This is a genomic window from Streptomyces sp. NPDC029956, from assembly GCF_055574655.1.
Genome location: NZ_JBVHZJ010000084.1, coordinates 16,657 through 28,706 on the forward strand (window position 1 = coordinate 16,657; position 12,050 = coordinate 28,706).

Consider the following 12,050-nt stretch of genomic DNA (forward strand, 5'->3'; position numbering starts at 1 on the left):
AGGCTGGGGGGGCTTTTTTCTCCTGGGGGGCAAGGGGGGGGGGTCTCGGCTGGGGGTAGGTGTCGAACGCGGGGGGGGGGTTGCCCCGCCGGGAGCCGCCCCACCCCCTCACGTAGGTCCGCGGGATGTCACATGCGGAACCGGGCGGCGTTGCCCCGGTCGGTGTCCTGGTAGCCGATGACCGACTCGTCGAGGAGCTGGGCGATGCGCGCCAGGTCCTGGTTCATGCCGGCCATGTCGCGGGTCAGGCGGTCCTGGGTCTCGCGGTACGCGATCTTGGCCTCACCCTCCCAGTTGCTGGCGACGCGGTTGACCTCGGCCATGAGGTCGTCCAGCTTCTGGTTGAGGGTGGTGGAGGTCAGACGGGTGTCGGCCGCCGCCTGCGTCACGGTGTCGTAATTGACCGCAGTGGTCATGGTGTTGACTCCTGAAGTGAGAGTGGCCCGGTGGACTGGTCGAGTGGCTCAGACGCCGAGGATGGCGCTCGAGTTGCCGCCGCCGGCGCCGCCGCCGGTGTCCATCGAACGGAAGGACCGCAGACGGTCCTCCTCCTCGCGCGAGAACCCGTCGGCGCTCATGCGCATCATCTCTTCGAGGTTGGAGAGCTCCTGGCGCATGCTGCGCAGGCGCTGGTTCAGGTCGTTCTGGACCCGGTCGTACTCCTTGCTCGCAGCGCCCTGCCAGCCCGCCTGAACGCGGTCCACCACGCTGTTGAGCGAGGTGATGCGGGACTGGAGCTCGTCGGAGAAGTCCTGGATCCGGCCGGCGAGCTTGACTTGTTCGGCACTGGTTACGTTCAGGTCTTTCGACATCTTGCCCCTTCTTCCTTCGGTGGCGTCGACGGCTGGGCCGTCGGGCCATCCGGTCGTGATGCGGACGGGAATCTTCTGATGCCGCCCCCGTGCTGGGATCGCACTGCCGTACGCCCCGCGGTCACTTTAGCCATTGACGGCGGCAGTTCCAACTGCAAAGGAGGGTCGGGATACTTGACCGACGAGCCGGTCAACGGACCCCCCTTCCACGTCGGCTGTCGCGGATCACGGTGGCGGTCCCGGCGACCACGGCCACCAGGACGACCCCGATCCCCAACGTGTAGGTGGCGAGCCGTTCGGAGCGCTCCTGAGGCGTCTCCGACAGCGCCAGACGCGCCGGCTCGGGAGCCGGCGGCTTGGGCGGGCGAGGGTCGGGCACGGGCGCCGTGGGCGGCGTCCCGGGGGCGTCGGCGAGTGCCCGCACCGGGTCGACCACGCCCCAACCGACGTAGTCGTCGCGCCCGTTGACCGAGCGGACGGCGGTCTGCTCGATCCGGGCGACGATCTGGGCCGCTGTCCAGTCCTTGTGCTCGGCGCGGAGCAGGGCGGCGACACCGGCGACGTACGGCGCGGAGAAGCTGGTGCCGTTGTCGACGCACTGGCCGCCGCCGGGGACCGTGGAGACGATGTCGACGCCGGGGGCGGCGACCCCCACCATGGGGCCCGCCTGGGAGAACGCGGCCCGCTCGTTGTTCCGGTCGGAGGAGGCGACGGCGAGGACGCCGGGGAAGGCGGCCGGGTAGGTCAGCTTGGACGTGCCGTCCATGCCGTCGTTTCCGGCGGAGGCCACGACGACGACGTTCCTTCTGATGGCCTCGGCCACCGCCTTCGCCATCTTCGTCTCGGGGCCGAGTCGCTGGGTGGTGTCCTGCGAGATGTTGATGACGTGGGCGCCCTTGGCGACGGCCCAGGTGATGGCCTCCGCCATCGTGTCGGCCTTGCCGCTGTTCTTCTCGTCGTTCTGCCGGATCGGGATGATCGTCGCCTCGGGCGCGAGCCCGACGAATCCGGTGTTGCCCTTGTCGGGGCGGGCGGCGATGATCCCGGCGACCTTGGTGCCGTGGCCGACCAGGTCGACGGTGCCGTCGGTCTTGCCCCGCTGCTCGTCGCCGAAGCCGCGGTTCTCCTTGTCGGGCTTGAGGTAGTCCTTGCCCGCCTTGGCGTCGACGGCCTTCTTCAGCTGCGGGTTGACGTCGTCGACGCCCGTGTCGATGACCGCGACCCTGACGCCCTTGCCCTTGGTGTCCTGCCACAGCTCGTCGAGGAGGACCCGCTGGAGCGGCCAGGGGGTGTCCGCGATCTGCTTCTTCATCGGGAAGGTGCACTCGCCGCTGCCGTCGAGGACGGGGGCGGGGCCGGCGGCGTCACGGGGTTCCGGGGCGGCGGGCGCGGCCGAGGCCGCGCCGGGGGCCGCGAGGAGCGCGGTGAGGGTGCCGGCGGCGAGGAGTGCCGCGGCGCGGTTGGTCGTCGTCATCGGTGCCACCCCCTAGGAACCCTGCGGCTGGGCCGCGCTGTTGGCATCGAGCCGGGGGCCCTTCGAAAGGAACTCGGACCATTCGATCGGGACGCGGGCCGGCACGACCTTGTCGTAGCCGAGACGCTTCTGGGCGTCGCTGGGTTCCGGGCGTCCGTCGGTCGGCTTCTCCTTGTCGCCGGCGCCGATCTCGGAGCGGGCGGAGTCGCTGTCGCCGTTGGCCTGCACCGCGTAGCGGAGTCCCGTGTCGGTGACGAGGAACAGCGAACCGCCGGGCGTCTGCTGCTTGCCCTGGGTCTGGGTGTACAGCAGGCCGGTGCCGGGCGTGACGTACGTGCTGCTGCCGCCCGCGGTGATGTCGGCGGGGTACTGGGGGCCGGCCCAGGTCGCGAGGGTCGTCTGGCCCTGCTCGCCGACTCCGGTGAGGACGCTGCAGACGGTGTCGCGGGCGTCCGGGCCGGTGACGGAGTTGACCGTTTCGGACTTCTTCTTCGGCCAGTTCACCTCACCGTGGAAGACGGTCGGGTCCGGTACGAAGGAGGAGGCGTCGGCGGGGGTGGGCTTGCCGTCCATGTCGAGGGACCGGGTCTGCGGGGCGCTGATGAGCAGCTCGGCGGTGAACGGCGTGACCGGCTGGACCTTGCCGGGGAGGACGACGTAGTGCTGGGGCCCGGAACCGGTGGGCGCGAGCAGGACGTTGCCGATCCGGCTCTCGGTCGGGGTCAGGCTGGAGCCGGGGATCTGGGTGGTCCGGCCGACCTCGTTGCTGTCGATGTGCGGGAAGTCGATCGCGTCGCCGGTCTTCAGCGTGGCGAGCCAGTCGTCGGTGACCGGCTGCGGCTTCGTGTCGAGGCCGAACAGGACGGTGAGGAGTCCGGTGGACTCGGCCTTCAGCGGGTACTTGGTGCCGGTGTGGTCGATGAGGAACTGGGCCGACCCCGCCTGCCCCTTGACGTACAGCGTCTCCCCGTCGTCGAGCCTGTTCTTGTCGTCGGTGAGCTTCAGATCCCGCTCGGCGAAGACGAAGGTCGCCTTCTGGACGCTGGCGCCCGTGCCGCCGCCGGGCTGCTCGCAGACCGCCCAACGCTTGGCCTTGCCCGCCTCGTCCGCGGTGGGCAGCCGGTCGGGGGCGTACGGAATGCCGAGGATCGGGCCGCGCGGGGGCGTGCCCTTGCCCTCGTCGAGCGTCTTGTCGGCGACCTGGACGACCTGGAACTGCTCGGGGTCGAGGAGGAGCCGCGCGGAGGCGAGGTTGAGCACGGGGTGGAGCAGGGTCTTCTTGTCCTTGCCCTTGCCGGTCTCCAGGACCACGTACCGGGTCGTCGACTGCTTGCCGACGATCACCCGGGTGCCGGGGGTGTCCCAGCCCTTGGGGGCCTGCGGCTTGAACATGCCCCAGGCGCCGAAGCCGGCCACCACGAGCGCGGCGACGATCAACCCGGGAAGGACCGCGCGCAGCGGCTTCGGTGCCCCCTCCTCCGTGCCGGAGGGCGAGGGTTGGAGGAATGCCGCCACCGTGCGCTTCTTCGCAAAGGTGTACGCGTTGAGCTCGTCCCGCCGCGATGCCATGAGTCCCCATTCTCGTCAGGCGCGATCTTCGCGCGGGAGCCGGGGGAGGTGACACCCGGGCCCCGGCCGTCGGACCGGCCCCCTACTATGCCTGCTGTCCCGTGGGGTTCGTGGGGCGGGTAGGGTGATCCGGCCGCCAATGCCCTGGCGGGCCAGGGTGATCGGGATGAATTGAGGGGGATTCTCCATCATGGTTTCCGCGACGCGGACGCGGCCCGCCGCGGCCACCGCCTCCGCACCCCCGTCCACGGGGCCTGTTTCCTCGGTCTCGCCGAAGCTCCAGGCGCGCCCGGGACACTTCGGTTCGTTCCAGTTGCAACAGCTCGTACTGATCGAGGTGGCGGCGGCGCTGCTGCTCGTCGCCTGGGTCGTCGAGCCGATGCTGATGGTTCCCGCGGGCGTGGTCGCCGTCGTGCTCGTGCTGATGGCGGTCGTCCGCCGGCACCGCCGTTCGCTTCCCGAGTGGCTCGGAACGTTCCTCGCGCTGCGGACGCGTACCCGCAAGGCGTCCTCCTTCACGGTGCCCGAGGGCACCGAGCCGGGGCTCGCGCCGGTCATGGAGTGCGACCCGGCCCTGCGGACCTACGCGTACAGCGACCGCGACCGGCGACCGGTCGGCATGATCGGCGACGGCACCTTCCTGACCGCGGTCCTGCGGGTCGAGGCGGACGGCACGGCGCTGCGCCCGGACCGCGCGGCCGCGCCGCTGCCGGTCGGGCTCGTCCGGGACGTCCTGAGCGTGGACGGCATCCGCCTGGAGTCGGCGCAGATCGTGCAGCACACGCAGCCCGCTCCCGCGCCGCACCTGCCCGCGCAGTCGATGGCCGCGCGCAACTACGGGCCGCTGCAGGCGCAGACGGGTTCGCCCGCCGTACGGATCACCTGGATCGCGCTCAAACTCGACCCCGAGCTCTGCCCGGAGGCGGTCGCCGCGCGCGGAGGCGGCCTCAAGGGCGCGCAGAAGTGCGTGGTGCGGGCGGCGGACCAGCTGGCGAGCCGGCTCGCGGGCGCCGGGTTCGCCGCGAGCGTGCTGACGGAGCAGGAACTCGTCTCGGCGCTCGCCACCTCGACCTGCGCCAGCCCGATGGCGATAGCACAGGCGGGCCGGGGACAGACGCAGGGACGCCGGACCCAGGAGACCGCGCGGACCTGGCGGGTGGACGACCGGCGGCACACCACGTACTGGGTGGGGCGCTGGCCCCAGCTCGGCGGCCAGGGCGGCTCGGGGGCGTCGATGCCGCAGCTGGTGGCCCTGCTGACCTCGCTGCCCGCGCTCGCGACGACGTTCAGCCTGACGCTGAGCGGCGGGGACCGGCAGGAGGTGACGGTGACGGGACACGTACGGATCACCGGGCGCAGCGACGAGGAACTGGTGGCCGCGCGCCACGAACTGGAGCGCGCCGCGCGCGGGGTGAGGACGGGACTCGTGCGACTCGACCGTGAACAGGTGCCGGGGATCCTCGCGACGCTTCCGCTGGGGGGTGCGCGCTGATGTCCCATGCCGCCTCCTCTCCTTCTTCCTCTTCTCCCTCCTCCTTCGGTACGCCGGCCCGTTCGGGCGCCGGTGGCAGCGGCCGGGCCGACGCGCGCGGCGCCGGCTCCAGGGGGACGGGCCGGGGCACGAAGCCCCGCTTCGGCTTCGGGCTCGTCGGGCCGCGCCGCGACCGGCACTCCGTACCGCTCGACCAACTCGAGGCGCTGGCGCTGCCGGTCGGTGACGACGGCATGGTGATCGGTGTCGACGCCGAGAGCCGGCCCGCCGTGCTCGGCATCAACCGGCCCGTCCCGTACGACATCACACTCATCGGCGGTCTGTGGACCGCCCAGGTGCTGGCCCTCCGGGCGGCCGCCACGGGCGCCCGGGTGGCGGTCGAGACGGGCCGCGCGCAGGCCTGGACGGCGCTCGCGCAGGCCGCCGGCGGCGGCCAGCCGTGCATCGCGCTGCACGACGTGGGACGGGTGCCGCCGCAGGGCGCGTCCGCGGGCAGTCCCGTGGTCGTGATCCGCGACTGCGGCATGCGGCCGCCGCGCGGCCGCGTGGTGTCGGCGCCCTGGCAGTCGGTGGTCACGCTGCTGCCCTATCTGAGCCCGGTCGCGCCCCGGCTCCTGGAGAAGTCCTCGCTGGTCGGCGTCCAGCGGGTGTCCCCCGACGAGGCCACGCAGATCGGCCGCATCATGAGCCTGCCGCGCCACGAGTACGAGGCGCTCTCCACGCTCGCGGACGGAGTGACGCTCTGGTGCACGCCGAGCGACCGCCAGTTCGTCATGACGCAGGGCACCGACGCCGAGACCGGATTGTTGGGCGCCGCGCGCAGGATGGACTGAACGGCACCGAACAGCACAAAGTCGTTCAAGTACGTCCGTTTTTGCATCGATTTGAACCGTCGGGGTTCTCACTCTTCGACGTGGTCAGGTCACTTGGTGACCGGACCGGGTCACGGGGACGGGCACCGAGGGACCGGCGGGCCTGCCCGGGGGTTGCCCGCGCCGATTAGGGTGGAAGAGCCCCGCCCACAACGGCACAAGGGTGCTCGACCACACCAGGAGGCAAAGTGAACGGCGATCGCGACGAGATCCACGGGGGTTGGAGTCCGCCCGCCGACGATCAGTCCGACGCGGATCCCGCCGAGATGACGGGTGAGTTCACCATCGACTACACCCCGCCGGCCTGGTACACGCAGAACGCGTCGGGCGGTGCGGGGGCCGGCGGTGCCACTCCCCCGCCGCCGAGCGGAGCGCCGGTCCCGGTCCCGGGCCTCCCCGCGGGCAGCGGCTTCGAGCCGAGCTGGAACACGGGATCTCCGGCGGCGGGTACGCCTGCCGGGGGCACGCCCGTGGCCGGCACGCCCGTGGCGGGTGGACCTGCGACGGCTACGCCTCCGGTCGCCGGGCACGTACCCCCGGTGGGGATGCCTCCCGTGGCCGCACCTCCGGCTGTCACGCCTCCCGCGGTCACCCCTCAGGTCGCCGCTCCCCCCGTCGCCGCTCCCCCGGTCGCCGCTCCCCCGGTCGTCACGCCTCCCGTCGTCGCGGCTTCCGACGCCTCGGCGCCGGGCTCCTTCCCGCCGCCCGCCCCGCTGCCGGGCGCTGCGGCGCCCGCGCCCGCGGCGCCGTTCGGGGGCGGGGACGTCGAGAGCGGCTCGACCATGCGCTTCTCCCCCGCCGCGCTGCAGCGCGAGATCGCGGAGCGCGCGGCGGAGGCCACCGAGGCCACCCCCGCCGCTCCCGCGACGCCCGGTGCCGACGCCGAGGAGCCGGCCCCGACCGCCGACGACAGCACGTCGGCCGAGACCGAAGCGGCCGCCGCGGCGGCGGTGGACGTGACGGAGTCCGGCACGGAGGACGTCCTCTCCGTCGACGCACACGAAGCATCGGAGACGCCCGAAGCGTCCCAGGCACCCGAGGCACCGGAAGTACACGCCGAGGCCGCGTCCGGACCGGCCGCCGACGCCATGGCGAGCACGAGCCCGCGCACGGAGGACGCCGATACCGGCTCCGGATCGGTCGCCGACGCCGTGCCCGCCGACGCCATGCCCGCGGACGCCCCCGGCGACGCGGCGCTTCCGGAGGCCGTCCCGGCCGCTCCCGAAGCACTGACCGAGCCGATGGCTCCGGTCCCCCATCCGCCGGCCGACGCCGCACCGCAGGGCTTCGGTCCCGACGCGGCTCCCGGTCCGTTCCCCGGTGCCGCTCCTGCGCCCGTGCCCGCCCCCGGGCAGCCCTTCCCTGCCACCGGGCCGCAGTCCGGCACCGGACTGCCGCCCCTGCCGCCGTCGTTCCAGCCGGCCGCTCCCGGGCCCGCCCAGCAGTGGCCCGCGCAGCCCGGCGCACAGCCGCAGCCCCAGGCCGCGCCATTGCCGCCCGCCGCCGCATGGCCGCCGCCCGCCACTCCCGGCGCGCCCGGCCCCGTACCGCCGCAGGCCCAGCCGCAGCCCCAGGCGCCCGGCGCCTACGGCTACCCGCACCCCGGCGCCGTACCCCCGCAGGCGCCGCACGACCAGCAGGCGCCGTACCCGCCCCAGGCTCCCGGTGGTTACGGCTACCCCCAGGCTCCCGGCGCCCCCCAGGCCCCGCAGCCCCAGCCCCCGGCTCCCGCCCCGCAGGGCGGCTACGGCTTCCCGCAGCCCGGGACGCCGCCGCAGCAGGCCGGTTACGGCTACCCGCAGGGGGCACCTGCCGGTCCGCAGGGCCCGGGGGGACAGCCCGGGCCCCCCGGTGGCGTGCCGCCGCAGGCCCAGGGCGGCTACGGCTACCCGCACCCCGCCGCCGTACCCCCGCAGGCTCCGGCCCCCCAGCCGCCGCACGACGGACAGCCCGTCGACCCGAGGACCGGGGCCGCCTGGCCCTCGCCCGTGACGCACGACCAGCGGGAGCGGTCCGTACCGGGCGCCCCGCTCGGCTACAACGCGGCCGTCGAGCTGTCCTCCGACCGCCTTCTGCGGAACAACAAGCAGAAGCCCAAGTCCAGCCGGACGCCCGGCGGGGCCGCCGCCCGCTTCAAGCTCGGCGGCAAGAAGGAGGAGGCGGAGCGGCAGCGCAAGCTGGAGCTGATCCGGACCCCCGTCCTCTCCTGCTACCGGATCGCGGTCATCTCGCTCAAGGGCGGTGTCGGCAAGACGACGACCACCACCGCGCTGGGCGCGACGCTCGCGACCGAGCGGCAGGACAAGATCCTGGCGATCGACGCCAACCCGGACGCCGGAACGCTGGGCCGCCGGGTGCGGCGCGAGACCGGGGCGACCATCCGCGACCTGGTGCAGGCGATCCCGTACCTGCACTCGTACATGGACATCCGCCGGTTCACCTCGCAGGCGCCGTCCGGTCTGGAGATCCTCGCCAACGACGTGGACCCGGCCGTCTCGACGACGTTCAACGACGAGGACTACCGGCGGGCGATCGACGTCCTGGGCAAGCAGTACCCGATCATCCTCACGGACTCGGGCACCGGTCTGCTGTACAGCGCGATGCGCGGGGTGCTCGACCTCGCCGATCAGCTGATCATCATCTCCACGCCCTCCGTGGACGGCGCGTCCAGCGCGTCGACGACGCTGGACTGGCTCTCCGCGCACGGCTACGCGGATCTGGTGCAACGCTCCATCACGGTCATCTCCGGGGTCCGCGAGACCGGCAAGATGATCAAGGTCGAGGACATCGTGCAGCACTTCCAGACGCGCTGCCGCGGCGTCGTGGTCGTGCCCTTCGACGAGCACCTGTCGGCCGGCGCCGAGGTGGACCTCGACATGATGCGGCCGAAGACCCGGGAGGCGTACTTCCACCTCTCGGCGATGGTGGCCGAGGACTTCGTCCGGGCGCAGCAGGCGCAGGGCCTGTGGACCGGCGACAACCAGGGCGCGCTGCCGCCCCACATGGCCCCGCCGATGCCGGGCCACCAGATGCCCGGACAGCCGATGCCCGGTCAGCAGATGCCGGGGCAGCCCATGCCCGGTCAGCCGGTGCCGGGGCAGCCCATGCCCGGTCAGCCGGTGCCGGGGCAGTTCGCGCCCGGCCAGCCCGTGCCGGGGCAGCCGTACGGGGCCCAGCCGATGCCCGGCCAGCCCATGCCCGGCCAGCCCGTCCCGGGGCAGCCCATGCCCGGCCAGCAGCCGCCCGGCCAGCCCGGTCAGCCGTACCCGCCGCAGCAGCCGCAGCAGCCGCAGCAGCAGCCGTACGGTCAGCAGCCGGCGCCGGGGCAGCCGTACGGCGCGCCGCCCGTGCCCGGACAGCCGTACGGGGCCCAGCCCATGCCCGGACAGCCGATGCCGGGACAGCCGATGCCGGGTCAGCCGTACGGAGCACAGCCCGCGCCCGGACAGCCGTTCGGCGCGCCTCCCGGCCAGCCCGGTATGCCGCAGGGCTGGCAGCAGCCGCAGCCGGGTCAGCCGCTGCCTCCGCAGGCCGATCCGCAGGATCACGGTCACGGGCAGCCGCAGGGTCAGGGGCAGGGCCATGACCAGGGACAGGGGCAGGTCCCACCGCCGAACTGGTCGCAGGAGCAGCCGCCGCAGGCTCCGCCAGCCCCTCAGCAGTAAGGCGTCACAGGAGTAGACCAATGAGGCCCCGTACCGGTTCCCCGGTACGGGGCCTCTTGGCATTCCCGCAGCCCACAAGGGGTTTGAGGGATCGTTGACGACGGCAGACCACCGCTGATAAACCTTCGCTTCACTCACCGTCAGCCCAAGATCCACGACAGATCCCCCGACGCGAGGTCACGTCCCATGGTCATGGTCACGAAGGTTCCGCCCCGTCACACTCCCACCCACAGAGCGCTCCGTCTGCTGCTCGCCTCCGGTGTCACCGCCGTCTCGCTCGTGGCCGTTCCCGGTACCGCCGCCGCGGAGGACGACAAGTCCGCGGGGAACACGCTCACCGTCGCCGTCTCACAGAGCATCGACTCGCTGAGCCCGTTCCTCGCCCAGAAGCTCACCTCGACCAGCATCCACCGGCTGGCGTACGAGTACCTCACCAACTACGACGCGCAGGACGCCCGTACGGTCCCGGGCCTGGCGACGGCGTGGACCCCGTCGGCGGACAAGCTGACGTGGACGTACACGATCCGCGAGAACTCGAAGTGGTCCGACGGGAAGCCGGCCACCGCCGAGGACGCGGCCTGGACCTTCAACAAGATGATGACCGACCCGAACGCCGCCACCGCCAACGGCAGCTTCACGGCCAACTTCGCGCAGGTCACCGCACCCGACCCGAAGACGCTCGTCATCCGGCTCAAGAAGCCGCAGGCCACCATGACCGCGCTCGACGTGCCGATCGTGCCGAAGCACGTCTGGGAGAAGGTCGGCGACTTCTCGAAGTTCAACAACGACAAGCAGTTCCCCATCGTGGGCAACGGGCCCTTCGTCATCACGGACTTCAAGGTCGACCAGTACATCAAGCTCAAGCCGAACAAGACGTTCTGGCGGGGCGCGCCGAAGTTCGACGAGCTGGTCTTCAAGTACTACAAGGACGGGGACGCCGCCGTCGCCGCCCTCCAGAAGGGCGAGGTGTCCTTCGTACCGAATCTGACGCCCGCCCAGGCCGCCGCGCTCAAGACCCAGAAGAACGTCAAGGTCAACGACGCTCCCGGCCGTCGCTTCTACGCCATCGCCACCAACCCCGGCGCGCGGGCCCAGGACGGCAAGACCTTCGGCAACGGCCACAAGGCGCTGCTCGACCCGGCCGTCCGCAGGGCGCTCTTCCTGGCGGTCGACCGCACCACCCTCGTGGACAAGGTCTTCCAGGGCCACGCGGTCGAGGGCGAGGGCTACATCCCGCCGCGCTTCGGCTCGTACTTCTGGAAGCCCGAGGACGCCCAGAAGCGCTCGTACGACCCCATCGCCGCCGAGAAGGCGCTGCTCGCGGCCGGGTACCGGAAGAACGCCGAGGGCGAGCGGGTCGACAAGGACGGCAAGCCGCTGAACTTCCGGATCCTCTGTCACGCCACCGACCCGAACGACAAGGCGGTCGGCAAGTACCTCCAGGAGTGGTGGGGCGCGCTGGGCATCGGCCTGAAGGTCGAATGCCTGGACAGCGTCTCGGACCCCTGGGTCAAGGGTGACTACGACCTCGCGTTCGACGGCTGGTCGGTCAACCCCGACCCGGACTACGTCCTGTCGATCCACACCTGCGGCACGCTCCCCGCGACGCCGAAGGACTCCGGGGCCACCGACAACTTCATCTGCGACAAGGAGTTCGACGGGCTCTACGCGCAGCAGGCGGTGGAGTACGACACCGCCAAGCGGGCGGATCTGGTGAAGCGGATGCAGTCCCGGCTGTACGACACGGGGTACATGAACATCATGGCCTACCCGAACGCCCTCGAGGCGTACCGCACGGACCAGATCGCGTCCATCACGACCATGCCCGAGGCCGCCGGAAACCTGTGGGGCCAGGACGGCTACTGGAGCTGGTGGTCGGCCACGCCCACGGCCTCCGCGTCCGACAGCGACAGCTCCGGCTCCTCGACCACCCTCTGGCTGATCCTCGGCCCCGTCGCGCTCGTCCTCGTCGCCGTGGGCGTCTGGGCCGCCCGCCGCCGTCGCACCACCGCCGACGACCGCGAGTAGTCCGTGACGACAACGAGCACCCCCGCCGACGTGGGGGGGGGGGGGGGGGGGGGGGGGAGGGGGGAGAGGAAACACGCCAGCATGCCCCACCCCACCCCCCCCCCCCACCCCCCGGAGAGCTGAGTAGAGAGCGTCTTT

The 12,050-nt window shown here is 72.4% G+C and carries 8 protein-coding genes; 4 read left to right on the plus strand and 4 right to left on the minus strand.

Going from position 1 to position 12,050, the window contains the following annotated elements; all coding sequences use genetic code 11:
• Positions 1-128: 128 nt before the first annotated feature.
• The 4 genes from ACZ4XX_RS37765 to eccB form a co-directional block, all read right to left on the minus strand.
• Positions 129-416, minus strand: a complete 288-nt coding sequence (locus ACZ4XX_RS37765) for a WXG100 family type VII secretion target (protein WP_468512336.1) — start codon at positions 414-416, stop codon at positions 129-131.
• A gap of 48 nt (positions 417-464) precedes the next feature.
• Positions 465-812, minus strand: a complete 348-nt coding sequence (locus ACZ4XX_RS37770) for a WXG100 family type VII secretion target (protein WP_266969815.1) — start codon at positions 810-812, stop codon at positions 465-467.
• Between the two features lie 190 nt (positions 813-1,002).
• Positions 1,003-2,286: a type VII secretion-associated serine protease mycosin gene (gene mycP, locus ACZ4XX_RS37775; protein WP_468512337.1), complete on the minus strand. Its 1,284-nt coding sequence runs from the start codon at positions 2,284-2,286 to the stop codon at positions 1,003-1,005.
• Positions 2,287-2,298: 12 nt separating this feature from the next.
• On the minus strand, positions 2,299-3,855 hold the full coding sequence (gene eccB, locus ACZ4XX_RS37780; protein ID WP_468512338.1) for a type VII secretion protein EccB: 1,557 nt from the start codon (positions 3,853-3,855) through the stop codon (positions 2,299-2,301).
• Between the two features lie 190 nt (positions 3,856-4,045).
• Here eccB and eccE point away from each other — a divergent pair, with 190 nt between their 5' ends.
• From eccE to ACZ4XX_RS37800, 4 genes are all read left to right on the plus strand, one after another.
• Positions 4,046-5,347: a type VII secretion protein EccE gene (gene eccE, locus ACZ4XX_RS37785; protein WP_468512339.1), complete on the plus strand. Its 1,302-nt coding sequence runs from the start codon at positions 4,046-4,048 to the stop codon at positions 5,345-5,347.
• Positions 5,347-6,180, plus strand: a complete 834-nt coding sequence (locus ACZ4XX_RS37790; RefSeq protein WP_468512340.1) for a hypothetical protein — start codon at positions 5,347-5,349, stop codon at positions 6,178-6,180. Before eccE ends, ACZ4XX_RS37790 begins: the two co-directional genes overlap by 1 nt.
• 227 nt (positions 6,181-6,407) lie before the next feature.
• A complete protein-coding gene (locus ACZ4XX_RS37795) occupies positions 6,408-9,884 on the plus strand; it encodes an SCO5717 family growth-regulating ATPase (protein WP_468512341.1) in 3,477 nt (1,158 codons plus the stop codon).
• Between the two features lie 192 nt (positions 9,885-10,076).
• On the plus strand, positions 10,077-11,912 hold the full coding sequence (locus tag ACZ4XX_RS37800; protein WP_468512342.1) for an ABC transporter substrate-binding protein: 1,836 nt from the start codon (positions 10,077-10,079) through the stop codon (positions 11,910-11,912).
• Positions 11,913-12,050: the final 138 nt, after the last annotated feature.

Coding starts and splice junctions, on each gene's coding strand:
- eccB (WP_468512338.1), bottom strand. CDS start 3,855: ATGGCATCGCGGCGGGACGAGCTCAACGCGTACACCTTTGCGAAGAAG.
- ACZ4XX_RS37765 (WP_468512336.1), bottom strand. CDS start 416: ATGACCACTGCGGTCAATTACGACACCGTGACGCAGGCGGCGGCCGAC.
- ACZ4XX_RS37790 (WP_468512340.1), top strand. CDS start 5,347: ATGTCCCATGCCGCCTCCTCTCCTTCTTCCTCTTCTCCCTCCTCCTTC.
- mycP (WP_468512337.1), bottom strand. CDS start 2,286: ATGACGACGACCAACCGCGCCGCGGCACTCCTCGCCGCCGGCACCCTC.
- eccE (WP_468512339.1), top strand. CDS start 4,046: ATGGTTTCCGCGACGCGGACGCGGCCCGCCGCGGCCACCGCCTCCGCA.
- ACZ4XX_RS37770 (WP_266969815.1), bottom strand. CDS start 812: ATGTCGAAAGACCTGAACGTAACCAGTGCCGAACAAGTCAAGCTCGCC.
- ACZ4XX_RS37800 (WP_468512342.1), top strand. CDS start 10,077: ATGGTCACGAAGGTTCCGCCCCGTCACACTCCCACCCACAGAGCGCTC.